This is a genomic window from Streptomyces sp. NPDC008317 (genome assembly GCF_042955955.1).
In the GTDB taxonomy this organism is placed as follows: domain Bacteria; phylum Actinomycetota; class Actinomycetes; order Streptomycetales; family Streptomycetaceae; genus Actinacidiphila.
Genome location: NZ_JBIBFQ010000001.1, coordinates 890,947 through 907,217, shown reverse-complemented (window position 1 = coordinate 907,217; position 16,271 = coordinate 890,947). Strand labels below are relative to the sequence as shown.

The 16,271-nt window shown below is 70.5% G+C and carries 15 protein-coding genes and 2 pseudogenes; 8 read left to right on the top strand and 9 right to left on the bottom strand.

Annotated elements, in window-relative coordinates:
- Positions 1-219: 219 nt before the first annotated feature.
- Positions 220-3,081, top strand: a complete 2,862-nt coding sequence (locus tag ACFY9V_RS03795; protein WP_391159182.1) for a hypothetical protein — start codon at positions 220-222, stop codon at positions 3,079-3,081.
- 45 nt (positions 3,082-3,126) lie between these two features.
- Here ACFY9V_RS03795 and ACFY9V_RS03790 read toward each other — a convergent pair whose 3' ends face one another.
- From ACFY9V_RS03790 to ACFY9V_RS03770, 5 genes and pseudogenes are all read right to left on the bottom strand, one after another.
- On the bottom strand, positions 3,127-4,824 hold the full coding sequence (locus ACFY9V_RS03790) for a protein kinase (protein WP_391159179.1): 1,698 nt from the start codon (positions 4,822-4,824) through the stop codon (positions 3,127-3,129).
- A gap of 367 nt (positions 4,825-5,191) precedes the next feature.
- Entirely contained in the window at positions 5,192-5,941 is a 750-nt protein-coding gene (locus ACFY9V_RS03785; protein WP_391042437.1) for an NPP1 family protein, read from the bottom strand.
- 252 nt (positions 5,942-6,193) lie between these two features.
- Positions 6,194-6,307: pseudogene (locus ACFY9V_RS03780) on the bottom strand (IS5/IS1182 family transposase); the annotation flags it as partial.
- A 424-nt stretch (positions 6,308-6,731) separates the two neighbouring features.
- Positions 6,732-7,223 carry a hypothetical protein gene (locus ACFY9V_RS03775; RefSeq protein ID WP_391159176.1) on the bottom strand — a complete coding sequence of 164 codons (492 nt, stop codon included), beginning with the start codon at positions 7,221-7,223 and terminating at the stop codon, positions 6,732-6,734.
- An 11-nt stretch (positions 7,224-7,234) separates the two neighbouring features.
- Entirely contained in the window at positions 7,235-7,642 is a 408-nt protein-coding gene (locus ACFY9V_RS03770; RefSeq protein WP_355335891.1) for a hypothetical protein, read from the bottom strand.
- Between the two features lie 75 nt (positions 7,643-7,717).
- Here ACFY9V_RS03770 and ACFY9V_RS03765 point away from each other — a divergent pair, with 75 nt between their 5' ends.
- From ACFY9V_RS03765 to ACFY9V_RS03755, 3 genes are all read left to right on the top strand, one after another.
- Positions 7,718-7,924, top strand: a complete 207-nt coding sequence (locus tag ACFY9V_RS03765) for a hypothetical protein (RefSeq protein WP_391159174.1) — start codon at positions 7,718-7,720, stop codon at positions 7,922-7,924.
- Positions 7,903-8,301, top strand: coding sequence for a hypothetical protein (locus ACFY9V_RS03760; RefSeq protein ID WP_391159172.1), 399 nt, complete (start codon positions 7,903-7,905; stop codon positions 8,299-8,301). Before ACFY9V_RS03765 ends, ACFY9V_RS03760 begins: the two co-directional genes overlap by 22 nt.
- 878 nt (positions 8,302-9,179) lie before the next feature.
- Complete coding sequence (locus tag ACFY9V_RS03755) at positions 9,180-9,578, top strand: DUF4440 domain-containing protein (RefSeq protein WP_391159170.1); 399 nt, start codon at positions 9,180-9,182, stop codon at positions 9,576-9,578.
- 307 nt (positions 9,579-9,885) lie between these two features.
- Here ACFY9V_RS03755 and ACFY9V_RS03750 read toward each other — a convergent pair whose 3' ends face one another.
- Entirely contained in the window at positions 9,886-10,314 is a 429-nt protein-coding gene (locus ACFY9V_RS03750; RefSeq protein ID WP_391159167.1) for a MarR family transcriptional regulator, read from the bottom strand.
- 119 nt (positions 10,315-10,433) lie between these two features.
- Between ACFY9V_RS03750 and ACFY9V_RS03745 the strand changes: the two genes are divergently transcribed.
- The 3 genes from ACFY9V_RS03745 to ACFY9V_RS03735 all read left to right on the top strand — a co-directional run bounded on the left by ACFY9V_RS03745 (position 10,434) and on the right by ACFY9V_RS03735 (position 12,405).
- Positions 10,434-10,565: a hypothetical protein gene (locus ACFY9V_RS03745; protein WP_391159165.1), complete on the top strand. Its 132-nt coding sequence runs from the start codon at positions 10,434-10,436 to the stop codon at positions 10,563-10,565.
- Positions 10,566-10,640: 75 nt separating this feature from the next.
- The gene (locus ACFY9V_RS03740) at positions 10,641-11,051 is read left to right on the top strand and encodes a DUF4440 domain-containing protein (protein WP_391159163.1); all 411 of its coding nucleotides are present in this window, start codon (positions 10,641-10,643) and stop codon (positions 11,049-11,051) included.
- 169 nt (positions 11,052-11,220) lie between these two features.
- Positions 11,221-12,405 carry an FG-GAP-like repeat-containing protein gene (locus ACFY9V_RS03735; protein WP_391159160.1) on the top strand — a complete coding sequence of 395 codons (1,185 nt, stop codon included), beginning with the start codon at positions 11,221-11,223 and terminating at the stop codon, positions 12,403-12,405.
- Between the two features lie 418 nt (positions 12,406-12,823).
- Here ACFY9V_RS03735 and ACFY9V_RS03730 read toward each other — a convergent pair whose 3' ends face one another.
- From ACFY9V_RS03730 to ACFY9V_RS03720, 3 genes and pseudogenes are all read right to left on the bottom strand, one after another.
- Positions 12,824-13,207 (bottom strand): Rid family hydrolase, encoded by a 384-nt coding sequence (locus ACFY9V_RS03730; protein ID WP_391159158.1) that lies wholly within the window; start codon positions 13,205-13,207, stop codon positions 12,824-12,826.
- Complete coding sequence (locus ACFY9V_RS03725; RefSeq protein ID WP_355335835.1) at positions 13,204-14,331, bottom strand: enolase C-terminal domain-like protein; 1,128 nt, start codon at positions 14,329-14,331, stop codon at positions 13,204-13,206. The genes ACFY9V_RS03730 and ACFY9V_RS03725 overlap by 4 nt, the downstream gene beginning before the upstream one ends.
- A 139-nt stretch (positions 14,332-14,470) precedes the next feature.
- Positions 14,471-15,229 (bottom strand): annotated as a pseudogene (locus ACFY9V_RS03720) (creatininase family protein); the annotation flags it as partial.
- 41 nt (positions 15,230-15,270) lie between these two features.
- Here ACFY9V_RS03720 and ACFY9V_RS03715 point away from each other — a divergent pair.
- Complete coding sequence (locus ACFY9V_RS03715) at positions 15,271-16,242, top strand: ROK family protein (RefSeq protein ID WP_355335832.1); 972 nt, start codon at positions 15,271-15,273, stop codon at positions 16,240-16,242.
- Positions 16,243-16,271 lie beyond the last annotated feature (29 nt).

The following is a 16,271-nucleotide window of genomic DNA, read 5'->3' as shown; positions in this document are numbered from 1 at the left end:
GTGGAGGTCTTCGCGGAGCCCCTGCGGCGCGGCGAGGTGCGGATCGGGACCGGGACGTGGATCGGGGGAAACCTGATCCTCACTGCCCGGCACGTACTGCTGGACGAGGAGCGGCATTTGGAAACCGTCGCGGTGCGTTTCCTGAACCGCCCCGGCCTCGTCCGCGCCGCCGTCGCCTGGCTGGGGGACGGCGACCTTGACGCCGCTGTGCTGCGGGTCGTGGAATCCGCCGACAGCGCTTGGCGGCCGCCCGATGTCACCGCCGAGCTGAGGTGGGGTGTGCTGAGCGGGAGTTCACCCGTACGTGTCAGCGCGGTTGGGCTGCCCGCGAGTGTGCGCCGTCATCCCGACAGCGGCGTTGATTCCGATCAGGTCGAGGGGTCCATCGGCCCCCTCGCCGGGCAACGCGCGGAGCGATATCAGTTGGGTTTGGTCATCGCCCCGGACCGGGACCCGTCCGGCGGCTCGGGATGGGCCGGCATGTCAGGGGCCGCGGTGACCTGCGGCCGCCTGGTGTGCGGCATCGTCATCGAGGATCGGAAGAACTTCGGAAGCAGACGGCTGAGTGTGCTGCCGGTGTACGTCATGGCCCGCAGTGCGGAATTCCGCGCGCTCGTGGAGGAGGCGACCGGGCGCCCCCTCATGCTGGAATCCGCCGAGCTCCAGGGATACCTCGCCCCCTGGCACCTCGACATCCGCCCGAGGACCCCGGCCTGCCTGCTCCGACCGGAATACGAGACGGTGCCTTTCCGGTCGCGCGCGGAACTCGTCGAGCTGAGGGAGTGGTGCGCGGCCGACGGAGCCCTCTCGGGACGCCTGGTGATCGGGAAAGGCGGCCAGGGGAAAACCCGGCTGGCCCGCGAGCTGGCGGCGGAACTTCTGAGCGAGGGCTGGACCGTCGGCCGTCTCCGCACCCCGGAGCACGCGGCCGCCAGCGCCGCACCCGCTGAGGCAGGGTCGCGTGACGTCGCGGAGGCAGTCGCCCGCACCACCTCCAAGGTATTGCTGGTCGTGGACTACGCCGAGAAGAACGTCACCGCGATGCGGGCGCTGATCAACACCCTCGCCCTCGACACACCGCTGAGCCAGGTCCGTGTCCTCATGCTGGCTCGCAGCGACGGGGAATGGTGGCAGAAACTTCAGCAAGAGGACAAATACCAGGTCCTCTCGCACCCGCCCCTCGAACTGGGCCCGCTCGCGGAAGCGGACCGCGCCGAGACCTACGCCGAGGCCGTGAAGTGCTTCGCGGCGGCACTGCGGAGCGTCGAGGGCTACGCACACACCGACCTCGATCCCCTGCCGCTCGACGCCCCCTCCCCGGATGTGCTGCGTGACGGTCATCCGCTGACGCTCTACAACGCCGCGCTGGCCGCCGTGCTTGAAGCGGCGTCGGTCGACGGGAGAACCACTGGCGGGAAAGCGCCCATGGACGTCATCCTGGCCCACGAGACTCGTTACTGGGCGTCTATGGCCGAGTCCCGGGGTCTCGGTCACGAGCCGCCCGTGACCGCGCTGACCGCCGCCCTCCTGGTGGGGGCCGCAGACAGGGACGAGGCCGAACGCACCCTTGCCGCCTTGGAGGACACCGGACCGAGCCCCGCCGCCACAGCCGATCGCCGCCGCCTCGCCGCCACGATCAGCGACCTGTACCCGTCCTCCGGAGGGCAGGAGTACTGGGGCAGCCTGCAACCGGACAGCCTCGCGGAACACTGGTTGAAAAAGGCGCTCACCGAGGAGCTCGACGGGCGCGCCCTGCTGTCCAGAGTCCTTCCCGCCGTCAGCGACCGGCAGGCAGGGCGCGCCCTGGGAATCCTCGGCCCGCTGGCCGACGAGACTCCGCTCCTCGAAGGCCCTGTCCGGGAGCTGATCGCCGAGCACGCGGAGCGGCTCGCCCGACCGGCTGTCCAGGTGGCGCTCCGTTCCCGGACGAGCCGCGTCCTGTCCGAGGCCCTCCGGGAGGTGCGGATGGAATCCTTCACCGACGCCCGGGCCGTGACGGCTCTTCTTGAGGCAATTCCCCAGAGCACGCAAATGCTCGCCGAACTGGCCCTGTCCGCGGCGCTCCGCCAGGTGTCCGACCGCCGCCGGTCGTACAGTCGCCACGGCTCGATCCGTTCGCTTCAGCGCCGCACACGTCTCGCGGACCTGGCACGGGCTGAGAGCGAGGTCGCGTTCAGGCTGTTCGACGCGGGTCGGTATTGTGACGGTCTCGCGTACGCCGACCGGGCCGAGAAAAGGCTCGAACGACTGACGCGGGCCAGGGCCACAGATGAGGAGAGGTCCCTGTACGCCTCGGTGCTCAGGACCCGCGCGACGCTGTTGAACTGCGTGCGCCGACGGGGGAAAGCACTCCGTGTCATCGATCACGCTATCGCGATCCACAGGAAGCTGGCCGACTCTAGCCCTGACGGGCAGGCAGAGTTGGCGTCCGCCCTCCGCAACCGGGCAGCGTACCTCCACGGGCTCAAACGGCACCCGGAGGCCCTTGCCTCGATCGGCAGCGCAATCGGCATCCAGGAGCAGTTCCGCGACGTCCTCCCCGACACCCGGGCCAGCCTGGCGAAGATGCTCAGTATTCAGGGGCGGTGCCTGACCGCACTGTCGAGATCCGAGGAGGCTCTGGAGGCGTTCGACAGAGCCGTCCGGCTCCGCGAGGACCTCGCCGCACGGTTCCCCGACACCTACCGCACCAGCTTCGCCGACATCCTGGTGGCCCGATGCGGGACGCTGACCCACCTTGACCGGTACGGCCCCGCTCTGCGGGACCTCGACCGCGCGGCGGGAATCCACGGGATGCTCGCCTTCCGCAACACCGATGACCGGATCGAGATCCTCCAGTCCCTCCTCCGGCTCCAAAAGAACGTCAGGGGGCGATGGCCGAAGGGGGCCGACCGGATCGGCGAGCACCTCTCGGCGCTCACCCCCGACGACCGAGAGACGGAGCACCGGTTCGGGAGCGCCCTGCGTCGGTGGACGAGCCCCGTGTGCGAGCGTCCGCGCGTCACCTGCCGCTGGACCTGCTCCGCACGCCGTCCGCCTCGCACCGCAGCCCCGGCCCGTCGGTCCGCACCGGCGCCGTGACGCCCGTCGGCGTCCCGGCCTCGCTGGAGATGCCCCCATGCCGGGCTACGCCCCGGGACGCTCCTCGCACTTGCCGTATCCCGCGGCCCCTTGGACGTCGTGACAGGCGAAGGCGTGGTAGGTGCCGGTCACCCATTCGGTGTGCAGACCTCGCGTCCCGTCCGACATCAGGGGTTCCCATTCACGGTTCGCGTCGGTGCCGCAGCCGATGTGCATCGTGTAGTACTCGCTCTTGGGAAGCGTGCGCCGCCACGTCGTCACACCGCCCGAGACGACCTTGGTGGCCTCCCCCCTCCCCGTGTCCGCCTGCACGTAGAGGCCGTCGTCCACCGGCTTTCCCGAGTCGCAGGTGACAGAAGCGGTGATGGAATACGGGCCGCCCGCCGGAGTGGTCGGGGCCCGGGTGGGCACCGTCGACGGCGTGGTGGGGCCGGTCGTGGCGGGGTCGGTCGTGGCAGGGCCCCCCGTGGGAGGGCCGCCCGTGGCCTCCGTACCGGGTCCGACGGCGGGGCCGCCCGCCGCGCCGTGGTGCGTCGGGCGCGGCGAACGGGACGGATGGGGCGCGGTGGACAGCGGGCCCCCGGCCGTGGGGGCCGAGTTCGCAGAAGCGGGGAGCGAGGGCGGGCCGGACGCACTCGGACGCGCTCGGTGGTGCTGGGGCGTCGTCAGGACTGCCGCCACGCCGACGCAGAGCACCACCGCGGCCGCCGTGAGCACAATCGCGCGCACGCTGCGGCGACCCGGCTCCGCGCCCAAGGACACCGACGGGGTGGGCCAGGGGCGCTGTTTGGGCACCGACGTGCCGCCCCGGCCGGCCTGGGCCCTGTTCCGCAGTACGGCGGCGAGGCGACCGGGCGCGGTGCGGGAGGCCCGGTCCGCAGTGCCATCCCCCTTTCGCCACCGCGATACGCCATCGGCGCCGAGGCCGACCAGAGCGGCCTGAACGGCGTCCGCCATCTCCGCCGCGTCGGCGAACCGGTCCTCCGGAGCCTTGGACAGCGCGCGCAGCACCAGCTTCCGCACGGCGTCCGGGATCCCCTCGGGCATGTCCGGTACCGGGGCCGAGGCGTGCAGGGCGACGTAGGACTCCGGGTCCTCCGCGTAGAAGGGCGGCTGACCGCACAGACACTCGTACGCGATGACCCCGACCGCGTACAAGTCGGCTGACGCCGTGACCTCGCCCGGCCCGGCCTGTTCCGGGGCGCTGTACTGAGGGGTGCCCATGACCATGCCGTGGGAGGTCAGCCGGGCCGCTCCCACCGCCCGGGCCACGCCGAAGTCGGTGACAATCACCTTGTCACCGTCACCGAGCATCAGGTTCGCCGGCTTCAGGTCCCGGTGCGTGATCCCGCGCTCGTGCACTGCCCGAAGGGCGTCGAGGACCTGCACGACGATCGTCAGCGTGCGGACGACGCCCAGCGGCTCGGCCAAGTCCGTGAGTTCGCTCAGGGGACGCCCGTCGAGCAGGTCCATCACGAGGAAGGCGGCACGCGGGTCGTCGCTCTCGCCGAAGTCGTGGACGGTCACGACGCCGTGATGCTTCAGGCTCGCCAGAATGCGCGCCTCGTCCCGGAAACGCTCGGAGAACCGGGGACTGTTCATTAGGCCTGAGTGAAGAAGTTTGACGGCGACCTCGCGTCCCAGCACAAGATCCCGTGCGCGCCACACCTCACCCATCGCCCCCGAACCGACGTACCGCACTAACCGATACCGATTCCGCAGAACGACGTCTTGTCCGCCCATGCCTATCCCCCGCGCTCCGATGTCCCGCCCTGTCCCGTGGTCTGGCAGGATAGGTCACCTCGTATGGCTGACCGCACATATGCGCCACCTCTGCGGCTGCCTAAGTCCGGCCTCCGAGTTCGGCGTTGGGCTGGTCGGGGGAGCCTCGCCGTGAGTCGTATCGGATGCGCCGTGGGAGCGGATCGAGCCGCTGTTGCCCAAGTGGGAGCGGCGGTTCCGGTATCCGCGCCGCCAGCGGGTTCGACAACGGACCGACACGCACGACGCCCCCGCGTCGGCGGGGGCGTCGTGGTAGTCAGGGCTGGCCGGGGTGACCACTCTGGAGCGCACCGTGGTTAACGGGGCGCTTCCGCGTGGGCGGCAGGCGTCATGCGCCCTGGAGGTCGAGGGGGATGTACCGGTTTCCCCTGGCCTGGTTGAGCTGGTCGCCGAATGTGCCGGTACCGAGCTTGATCGTGGCGCTGCCGAAACTCGTGTGATAGATGAACTTGTTCCGGAAAGCGACGCTGGGATAGCCGTTCCAGCCGACCAGGCGCGGGAAGAACCAGTTGCCCGTGACGTTCTCGACCGCGTCGTCACCGCTGTTGGCGAATCGGAAGCAGTGCGTTGAGCCGCCGTCCTTGTGGTAGACGACTTTCGGGTGACCGCCGGGGTCGAAGCGAACCTGACTGCGGTCGTGGGTCTCCCAGCCCTTGTGCTGCGAGACCGAGACGTACTGGATCTGGTTGTTCTGGACCCAGACGATGACGTGCTCGAAGTCATGACGGTGGCCAGCGCAGGCGCCGGAAACGCATGCCGAGACCTGGTCCTTCTCGAAGTAGCTGGCGTACATGATCGCGCACCATCCGTGGTTGCACCACTTGCGCGAATAGGTGTTGGACTGGTCGAGTTGACCGTAGTCGTGGCAGTGCCCATTTGTGGCGCCGCCCGGCTTCAGTCCCGGATTGACGTATCCGTCAGAGCTGATCGCCGCTGTCGCGTAGCAGCCGTCCCCGTCGTAGTCATAGGCGGGAGAGAATGCCTGCTCCGTGCCGTCTGCGTTCTGCGGCATTTTGTTGATCACATTGGCCTGCGCGGGCGCCGAAAGGGCCAGGATGAAGGCGATTGCGGCGAACACGCTTACCGCCGCTGCTCCCCACCGCCCACGTGGCGCGCGCCGCGTTCGAGGTCTGGGAGCCGACCCCTCGGTCCGTTCGACTGCGCTAGAACCTTCCACTGAATTCCTCCCTGGGCTCAGAGTCGTTGCCTCACGCGAATCTGCTGGATCCGCGGGATTTCTCCCAAGGCGCCTTGGGACAATCACATTTCACCACCCGCGGATCTGCGGGCTTAACAGCGTTGAGGTAACGCTGAGCTTTATAGCGGAAGGGGACTTTAGCCGTGCGATGCCGCGTTCGACGGGGGTACGTGCCTGGGCGAGGGCTCGGTTGACGGTGCGCCGGGTGGGGGTAAGTGCCCCGCAGGCTGGTCGTCTGAGACCGGTGGCAGCTGGTTCGTCTGGGAGGCGGACTGCTGGATGAGCCCCGAGTCGTTCGACGGCGCCGCCGCACGGGTGCCCGGCATCGCCTTCCCCCTCGCCAAGGAGTGGCAGTAGGAGTACGACTACTCCGACGACACCCTCCACTCGCCGCTGCTCCACGAGACCTACCTGCACGGCTCGGCGCTGCTGGGCAAAGGCAGACCAGGGGCGTACTGGACCCTGGTGGTGGCCGGGCCGCAACGCGGCCAGGTCTGGTGGCTCAGAGACGGATGCGCCGCGCCCTACGCCGATGCACCTCAGGATCAGCAAGCAGGCGACGTCCTGACCTGGGCGACCGACTGGCACACGGGACACGGCTGGTGGCGAACCGAGTAGCCCCGCCACTCGCAACTCGCGTGCTGGGAGCGACAGTAGGGACGCGTTGAGGTCACGCGATACGCCGTGCCGCTCCCGTCGGCCAGATGACGGTGACGGGAATGCCGAGGGCGCGGGCCTCTTCGACGACGTCGGCGGTGCCGCCGCCTTCGGTGCCGGGCGGCATGCCGTTCCAGACGGCGACAAGACGGTCGGCCCGGCGCAGCAATTCGCTGTTGGCGGCTTCGTACGCGTCGCGACCGGCGGTGGCGTGATCCATCACCACCGCCTCGGTGGCGGCAGCCAAAAGCCGGTCGAATTGGGCGGCGTGCGCATCCTTGACCTTCGTCTCGCGGTAGTCGCGGGAAGGGATCACGGCGACGAGGCTTCCGCCGGCGTCGAGGACGGCTTCGGCGAACAAGGAGTCCGCCCCGGCGGCGATACAGGAGACGCCGACCAGTTCACCGTCCGCCACGTCACGCATCAACTCGCCGAGGGCTGCTCGAACCAGGGGGACAGAAGCATCGGTGAGGTCCATGTGGCCGGTCACGGCGAGGATGGTCACAGCGTTCCTTGTCAGTCGGCGAGTTGCTCGCGGAGCCTAGCGCGCGCCTCCCGTACGGGTGCCGAAGTTCCGTGACCCCCCGTGTAGACGTACAGCTCCGCCATGCCCTCTCGCACGCGCCCGGAGTGGACGCCCTCCGCGACGTCGCAGGCTGCGTGGGTCTCCGCAACGGCCGCCGTGAGGTCGCCGGAGTGGAAATAGGCCTCGGCCAGACCAAGTCGGTCCAACGCGTGCGATCTCCCGGCCTCCGGACCCCGACGGGTGAGCGCGGTGCGGCTCTGTTCCTCGGCATGCCCGGTGTGGAGCCGAGGGTCGCGCCGGGCGAGTTCCAGCAAGCGACCGCCGGTGACACCGGCGAGTTCCGCTTGATCGAAGTAGCCGATCCAGTACGGCTCGTCGAGACCGGCGGCTGCAAGCACGTGCCGAGCTTGCTCCGTAGCGAGGTTGAACGCGGCCGTCCTGCCCAGCGCGGCCAATGCCCATGCCTCTCGCGTGTGGAGCATCGCGCGGAGCCGGGGTCCGGCTTCGTCACGGACACCCTCTGTGCGGAGGGGTGGATCACCACTCCCGAGGTCGAGGCCGTGATGCGCGCCGTCTCCCGGCACACGTTCACCCCCGAGGTGAGCGTGAGGAAGGCGTACGAGCCGTACGCGGCGGTGCCGACGGCCAGGTCACCACGGTGGACATCGAACCCGTCGTGACCGACCGGGCCCGCCTGCCGCTGGACGCGCACGGCTACAGCCGGGTCACCGTCGTCACGGCCGACGCCGCCCAGCCCTCTCCCGGCCTGGGGAAGGTCGACGTCCTGATGGTGACCGTCGACGCCTGGGACGTCCCGCCGACGTGGATCGACCAACTCAAGCCCGACGGCCGCCTGGTGGTGCCGCTGCGGATGCGCGGCCTGACCCGTTCCATTGCCTTCACCCGCGTCGGCGACCACCTGGAGAGCGAGTCCGCGAAGATCTGCGGCTTCGTGCCGATGCAGGGCTCCACCGCGCACAACGAGGAGTTGACGCTGGTCAACGGCACGCCGGAGATCCGGCTGCTCATCCCCGCGGGCGCGGGGAGCGGTATTTGATCACCGCGCTGTGCAGGGAGGTGGCGGGCCCATTCCCGCGAGCGCGGGAGCAGCGTCGCCTTTGCCTGGCGGAAACTCCAGATCGGGGTCCATCCCCGCTCGCGCGGGGAACAGCACGTCCCGCTGCGGTGCGGCGGCCGGTTCCGGGGTCCATCCCCGCTCGCGCGGGGAACAGACCGTCCGCGACGCGCGCACCGCCGACACCGCGGGTCCATCCCCGCTCGCGCGGGGAACAGGCTGCCTGACCTGCAGTCATTGCGTGGACGCAGGCCGCACAGAACCAACTTCAGAGAAAGCCGCAAAACACGTATTGCCGCCCCGGGCCGACACGCAGTCGCCCAGCCTACGGCCACCACGAGGGGCCCGGCTACGCGAACCTGCCCGCGCTGGCCGCACCAACTTACAGACGGCCAAGCCACGAGCGCAGCCGGCAGAAGCAGCAGGGATGAGACCCACACCTCCCCCAGACCCAGATTGCTGAACCCAGCCCATCACCCGACACACCGGCTTGACAGGGCCAGCGCCCGCACCCCCGAAGGTTGCAGGTCGGGGGCGGTCGCCCCCGTCCACGAGCGTCCAGCAAGCCCTGGAGCCACCACCCCGGCCCAGCTCAGACCATCCACGCCCCGGCGCACACCAAAGCAGAACGTCGGAGAGCGTGTTGAAGGCAACCCCTCACCGGTTCGAAACCCATATCCTCCAGAAGGCTCGCCGGCCACGACGCGAATCGACCGGGATCAGGCTGGGGCGGATCTCGTACGGCGGCGGTGACCGTTCCAGCAGTCTCCGCCAGCCCCTCGATGCTGTGACCGGTGGATCCGGCGAGGTGGGTACCGTCGCGATCGGCGGAGGATTCGCAGGTCGGCAGGGCGAGGAGGATGGGGATGGGGATGGATCAGGTGGCTCTGGAAGCCGCTCTTCACGATGCCGAGCAGAGGTTGCAGGCCGCTGTTCGATCAGGTGATGCGCGGGCATTGGACGTGCTCCTGGACGACCGTGTCGTCTACACGGGGCCGGACGGCAGCACCGTGACGAAGGAGGAGGACCTGGGGGCGCACAGGTCCGGGGCCCTGGCCGTCGAGGTCTTCGAGCAGCAGGACCTGGACGTGACCGTGGTGGACTCCACCGGGATCACCCGCGTACTGGCCGGGCTTGAAGGCACCGCCGGCGGACATCCGTTCAAGGCGCGCCTTCGCTACACCCGCACCTGGATCCACGTTGACGGCACCTGGCGCGTCCTGGCCGCCCACGCCAGCGCCGTACCGGATCTCGGGTAGGGGCTTACGGATCGGCCACGCACTCGCGGGCGACGCGCCCTCGTCGGACCCCGATGCCCCGTTCGCCGTTGTCGCGGGCGGCCGTCCGCTCAGCAGGTAACGTCTGCTCGGCCGTCGCTCCACCCAGCACCCGCCGCAGGTCGGAACTCCCGTGCTTCCTCGTGAACGACGCAGTGGCCCGTGGGAAAGCGTGCGGGGGCAGCACTCCACGAGTTCGGATCTCGTGTCCTCCGCCATTGCTCTCTCACCGGGCAATACGGCGTCGGCCCGTCATGGCGGCGGGGGCACGGAACCGCGCGGCGGGTGGTCAGTCGGTGACGTTCGAGGCGAGGCGGTCGAGGGCCGCGGAGACGGCGGCGAGTTCGGCGGGGGTGAAGCCGAGTCGGAGGCGGCGGTCGAAGTCGACGGCGGCGTCGCGGAGTTGGAGGAAGAGCGCGTGGCCGGTCTCGGTGAGTTCGACGACGTGGACGCGGCGGTTGTCGTCGGCACGTCGACGGGTGAGGAGGCCGTCGCGTTCCATCGCGTTGAGGTGGTGGGTCAGGGTCGCGCCGTGGATGCCGATGGCGGCGGCGAGACCGCGCTGGTTGCCGAACCGTGTCGTCTCCAGCGACATCAGGATCAGCCACACCGGCAGCGACCCACCGGCAGCGGTGAGCGCCGCGTCGAACTGTCCTGAGACGACCTTCGCCACCCGGGTGAGATGCGTCCCGAACGGCGGGCCCTGCGGCGCTGGCATGGCCGCGAGTCTACAACGGATCCTTGCTGACCTAATCGTTTGATATCCAACGCTTAGAGATCCTAATCCCGCCCGGCGGCGTCCACGGCTTCCGCAACGACTCCGGCGAGGCCGCCTCGATGCTGCTGCTGTTCTCACCGGGCGCTCCGCGCGAGGAGTACTTCGAGCGGCTGGCCACCCTGGCCGAGGACCCGCTGGGCGACGCGGAGCGCGACGAGTTCATGCGCCGTCACGGCACGTACTGGCTCTGACGGCGTCCGTCACCGACCCGTCGACGCCGCGCCCACGCCCGTACCCGTACTCGTACTCGTACGAAGGAGAGTGTCATGACGACCGCAACGGGCGACCCCGCCGCGTCGCTCACCGAACTCACCGAACTCACCGACCGCTGGGCCGACGTCGAACGTACCGGCGACGCCGACGCCCTGGCCGCGCTCGTCACCGATGACCTCACGATGGTCGGACCGTTCGGCTTCGTCCTCGACCGCGGGCAGTGGCTCGATCGCTACGGCGGCGGCGACCTCGTGACGTACGCGTTCGGCTGGACGCTCGACTCCATCCGCGTACACGGGGACACCGTGATCGGAATCGGCCACGCCCGCCACGACTGCGCGCACCGCGGCCAACGCGCCGGGGGCGACTTCCGCGTCACCGTCGTCGCCGTCCTCGCCGACCGTGACGCAAGCGGTAACGGCGGGGACAGCCAACTGGGCCACGCCGACCTGCCGCCGGCGTGAGCCTCGTAGGAGCCGAAGCTCAGCCGTCCGGCCCCCTCGGTCAGCGACAACGGCCGCCTTCGACCGCGACCGGCTCCATCATTTGGCGCGGTGAGGCAGGGCGCGGATACGGTCATCTTCGCGGCTTGCCGGGAAGAACCTGTGCGGGCCGCGACAGGGGAGGGAACGAATGCGCACCACACTGCTTCGCCGGGCGGCTTCTGCGGCCGTTGCGCTGGGGCTTTCCACACTCGGCCTGGTGGCGGCGGGCGCCGCGCCCGCACAAGCGGCGGTCGGCGACTGCCCCTCGGGGTACTTCTGTGCCTGGAAGGACGACAGGGGCACAGGGCCGATGTTCAAGACGAACACGAGCAAAGCGACGCTGGGCACCTGGAACAACAGCTTCGCCCTGGTCATCAACCGCTCGGCCCTGATCGCCTGCACGTTCGACGACCCGAACTACGGGGTCGCGCACGGCTACGGATTCTGGGCGCCCCGACAGAGCTACCCCACGGGCATGCGCCCCTACATCAGCTCGTTGAAGCTCGTCCGCACGCTGCGGGAGTGCGAGGGCCCCGCCTATCCGTACTGGGACGCGGCGACGGCGCCGAAGCTGTCCGGATTCGGAGACATGAATGCCGACCGGAAGTCGGACCTCCTGGTCCGTGATCCCGTCGGACGCCTGTGGTTTCTGCCTGGTGACGACACTGGGCGCCTGGTCGGCTCCGGTGGCTGGAACAGCATGAACGCCCTGACCCGGCACGGTGACTTCAGCCGGGACGGGCGCGAGGACGTGATCGCCCGTGAGGCGTCCACCGGCAAGCTGTGGCTCTACCCCGGCACCGGCACCGGCGGGCTCGGCACGCGCAAACTGATCGGCACCGGCGGCTGGAACAGCATGACCAAGATCACCGCCTTCGGTGATCTCTCCGGGGACGGCCGGGCCGACCTTGTCGCCGTGGAGAAGGCCACCGGCAAGTTGTGGCTCTACCCCGGCACCAGCGCCGGCGGGCTCGGCACGCGCAAGCTCATCGGCACCGGCGGCTGGAACAGCGTGAACGCCCTGGTCGGTGCCGGTGACATGAACGGTGACGGCCGCCCCGACCTGATCGCCCGTGAGGCGTCCACCGGCAAGTTGTGGCTCTACCCCGGCAGGACCGGGTCTGTCGGGTCGCGTGTGCTGATCGGCTCCGGCGGCTGGAACGCGATGAGTTCTCTCATCGCTGTCGGCGACTGGTCGGCTGATGGTCGTGCCGACCTTCTCGCGACGAGCGGCGACTGGCTGGTCCAATACCGAGGGCTGGGCACGGGCGGTCTGCGCGCCGCCGAGCGGTACAACGCCAGTTGGTGGGGCTTGGACAGCGGCGCCTTCTGACCGACCGCGAGGGTCTTCGCCTCGGGGCGAAGGCCCTCCCGAGAGGTTGGGGCGGGTCCGACGGTGGGCGTGGCGGGCCGGGGGGCGACGAGTCCGGATGGCGTTCCCGGGAGGACGGCGCCGGTGAGTTGGGCAGCGGGGTCCCTGGTGAGGTGAGGGGAAAGCCCCGAACCCGCCCTCGCGGTCTCGGATCTGCACGGTGGTGATGTGCTGGGTGACGTACGCCGTTACCTTTACGCGGTGCTGAGCTGCGCTGTCCGGTGGGGAGTCGAACCCCGCGTCGCTCTTTACGCGGACCACCGCTCAGCGCGGCGCGTACGGCTTCGGCCGCCGGCGCCCCGGACGGTTCCGCCGCGGCCGGGGGAGGGATCCCCGTATCGGCCGCGACGGACCGCGGAGAACCGTCGGAGCGGGCGGCTCAGGCGGTCGGGAGGAGGGCGACGACGTCGATTTCCACGAGGATGTTCATGAGGTCGGAGCCGACGGTGGTGCGGACGGGGTAGGGGGCGGTGAAGAAGGGGCGGTAGGCGGCGTCGAAGGCGGCGAAGTCGCGGTGGAGGTGCTGGAGGTGGACCGTGACCTTGACGATGTCGTCGAGGGAGAGGCCGCGCTCGGCGAGGACCGCGGTGAGGTTGCGGAGGACCTGGCGGGTCTGGTCGCCGACGAGTTCGGGGACCTCGCCGGTGAGGGGGTCCTTGGGGCCGAAGCCGGCCGTGTAGAGGAAGCCGCCGGCGACGACGCCCTGGCTGTAGGCGCCCGCGGGCTGGGGCGCGTGGGCGGTGTGTACCGCTTCCTTGGTCATCCGGTCAGATCCCCGTCCCGCTCGTTGGCCTCGGCGAAGTGGCGCAGCTTGTCCTCGTCCACGCTGACTCCCAGGCCGGGCCCTGTGGGTACGCGCAGACGGCCGTCCGCGAGGTGCAGCGGCTCGATGATGTCATCGGCGTGCAGGTAGTACATGCTGTCGATCGCGCGGGAGAGCACGGGGGTGCTGGAGACGACCGCGAGATGCGCGGCCGTGGCGATGCCCAGCTCACCGCCGCTGTGCAGGTTCATGCCGAGCCCGAACGTCTCGCAGTGGGCGGCGAGCGCCTTGGTGGCGGCGATACCGCCCCACTTGTAGACGTCGCCGTGGATGACGTCGACCGCGTTGAGCCGCATCGCGGGGGCGAAGTCCTCGAACCGTACGACGCACATGTTGGTGCACAGCGGTATCCGGACCTTCGCCTTCACCTGGCTCATGCCCTCGATGCCGACGCAGGGGTCCTCCAGGTATTCGAGGTCCAGCTCCTCGAGGGCGATCCCGGCGCGTACCGAGTCCGGTACGGACCAGGCCGCGTTCGGGTCCACCCGCAGATTGATGCCGGGCAGGGCGGTGCGCAGCGCCCGCAGGATGGCCACGTCGCCCGCGACATCGGTGGTGCCCTTGAGTTTGACGGCGCTGAAGCCGCCCTCCTCGACCACCCGCGTCGCGTGCTCGGCGAGCTGTCCCGGCAGGGCGGCGGCGCTCGCGCCGGGCGCGTCGGCGCGGGTCACCAGGGCGGTGATCGGCACCTCGTCGCGTACGGGACCGCCCAGCAGGTCGGTGAGCGACTGGCCGGTGGCCTGGCCCATGGCGTCCCAGCAGGCCACGTCGAGGGCGGCGATCGCCGCGTACCCGAGGTAGCCGTGGAAGAAGGGCACCATGTGCTGCTTGCGATGGAAGCTCTCCAGGGCGAACGGGCTGGTGCCGATCAGATCGTCGGCCATCGCCCGGACGATCGCCGCGACGGGCCGGCCCCACATCGTCTCGCCCCAGCCCTCGACACCGTCGTCGGTGCGGATCCGCACGACCGTCCTGGTCTCCCCGGTCTTGGTCTCGAAGGAGCTGGTGAACGGGTTGAGCAGGGGCAGATTGACCACCCATACGTCGACGTCAGTGATCTTCATTCTTCTCCTCAGCTCGGATGGTGGCCGCGTCGGGGACAGCGGTGGCCGCGTCGGCCGCGGGGACAGTGGTCACGTCGTCGGCCGCGGGTACGGTGACCGCGTCAAAAGCCCCCGCGGTCGCCTCGTCAAAAACCCCCGCCGTCGCCTCGTCAAAAGCCCTGATCGCCCGCGCGAGCCCCACCGCCCGGTCGGCCAGCAGCCGGCGCCCGGCCCCCGCGTCCGCGCCGGAGGCGTCGTCGGTCGATCCGCCGACCCGCGCCCACTCGCCGTGGCGCTCCACGGTCAGGCCCGGATACGGCGGGTTGTCGAAGAGCGGCGGCGGATCGACCGGGGCGCGGGCGGCGACCGGGGTACGGACGAGCTCCGGGTGGGCGGCGAGCATCAGGGAGGTCTCGAACCAGCCCGCGTGCCCCGGAGTCACCTCGGGCCTGCCCCCGTCGGGCTCGCCGTCACCGGACGTGACCGTCCAGTACGAGCAGGCCGCGACGGTGACGTCGGCGCGCAGCGCGAAGCGCTTCACGGCCAGCCGCATGATCTCGTCGTTGCCGCCGTGCCCGTTGACGACCATGATCCGCCGGTAACCGCTGGTCACCAGGGAGTCCAGGACGTCGTCGAGTACGGCGCCGAGCGTGGCGGCGGACAGCGAGACGGCGGCGGCGAACAGGTGGTGCGGGCTGTGGCCGAACGGGAGGGCGGGCAGCCGTACGAGCTCCGAGGGCGTCGGCTCCCGGTCGAGCAGCGCGGCGGCGGCGTCGAGGACGGCCTCGGCGAGGAGCGTGTCGGTGCCCATCGGCAGGTGGGCGGCGTGCTGCTCCTGCGATCCGATGGGCACCAGGGCGATTCCGGTCGCCCCGGCCCCGCGGACTTCGCGCCAGGTCAGCCGGGTCAGATCTCTCACAGCGCTACCTCCCGGAAACCGTGTCGTGGCAGAGTCGGCGCATGGTCCATGAAGGTTCTCCGTTGCGGCTGGTGCCCGAGCCCGCGCCGGGGACGGTCGCGCCCCGGCCGCCGCGGACGCTCGGAGCTGTCGAACTGGTGCCCGGACGGGTCCGGGCGGCGGTGCTGACGATGTCCGGCGCGGTGCTGCGCCGGGCCGAGGCGTCGTACGACGCCGCCACGGCCCTGCCCGCCGACATCGACGCGGCGCTCGCGCTGGCCGCCGAGGTCTTCGCCGGGTACGAACCGGTCGGGGTCGGCGTGGCGGCGGCCGGGATCGTCGATCCCGGCGCCGGTCTGATCACCGAGGTCAACGACGTACCGGCGCTGCACGGCTATCCGGTGACCGCCCGGCTCGCGGCGCTGACCGGCGCCCCGGTACGGGTCGAGCACCGGGCCAGGCTCCAGGTGCTCGGCGACCGGTGGTTCGGCGCCGGGCGTGGCCGCCGTACGTTCGCGTCGGTGTCCACCGGTGAGGTGCTGGGCGTCGGCATCCTGTACGACGGCCAGGTGCTGGCCCCGGCCGGCGGGCGCAGCGGCGCCCATATGACGGTGTCGGCCAGCGGCGAGGCGTGCACCTGCGGCGGGCGCGGCTGCTGGAAGACGGTGGCCACCACGCGCTGGCTGCGCGAGCGCGCGCGGGCGGCCGGGCTCGGCGACGGCGCCACCCTCGCCGCGCTGGTGGAGCGCGACGACGAGGCGGCCCGCCGGACGGTCGAGGAGTACGCGGAGAACGTCGCCCTGGGGCTGATCAACGTCCAGCACTTGTTCGCGCCCGGGCTGTTCGTCCTGCACGGCGAGGCGCGCGAGGGCGGCGAACGGTTCCGGACGCTGATCGAGGAACGGCTGCGCTCCGACGTCGCCTCGGCCGGAGCCTCCGCGGGGGCCGAGCTGCCGCAGGTGCTGGTGAGCGGCGCGGCCGTGGACGATGTGGCGCTGCTGGGCGGCGCGGGGCTGGTGCTCTCCCACCTCTAGGCCCGGCCCCGTCGCCGAACCCGCCTCCG

Coding starts and splice junctions, on each gene's coding strand:
- ACFY9V_RS03790 (WP_391159179.1), bottom strand. CDS start 4,824: ATGGGCGGACAAGACGTCGTTCTGCGGAATCGGTATCGGTTAGTGCGG.
- ACFY9V_RS03755 (WP_391159170.1), top strand. CDS start 9,180: ATGGGGATGGGGATGGATCAGGTGGCTCTGGAAGCCGCTCTTCACGAT.
- ACFY9V_RS03750 (WP_391159167.1), bottom strand. CDS start 10,314: ATGCCAGCGCCGCAGGGCCCGCCGTTCGGGACGCATCTCACCCGGGTG.
- ACFY9V_RS03745 (WP_391159165.1), top strand. CDS start 10,434: ATGCTGCTGCTGTTCTCACCGGGCGCTCCGCGCGAGGAGTACTTCGAG.
- ACFY9V_RS03740 (WP_391159163.1), top strand. CDS start 10,641: ATGACGACCGCAACGGGCGACCCCGCCGCGTCGCTCACCGAACTCACC.
- ACFY9V_RS03735 (WP_391159160.1), top strand. CDS start 11,221: ATGCGCACCACACTGCTTCGCCGGGCGGCTTCTGCGGCCGTTGCGCTG.
- ACFY9V_RS03730 (WP_391159158.1), bottom strand. CDS start 13,207: ATGACCAAGGAAGCGGTACACACCGCCCACGCGCCCCAGCCCGCGGGC.
- ACFY9V_RS03725 (WP_355335835.1), bottom strand. CDS start 14,331: ATGAAGATCACTGACGTCGACGTATGGGTGGTCAATCTGCCCCTGCTC.
- ACFY9V_RS03715 (WP_355335832.1), top strand. CDS start 15,271: ATGGTCCATGAAGGTTCTCCGTTGCGGCTGGTGCCCGAGCCCGCGCCG.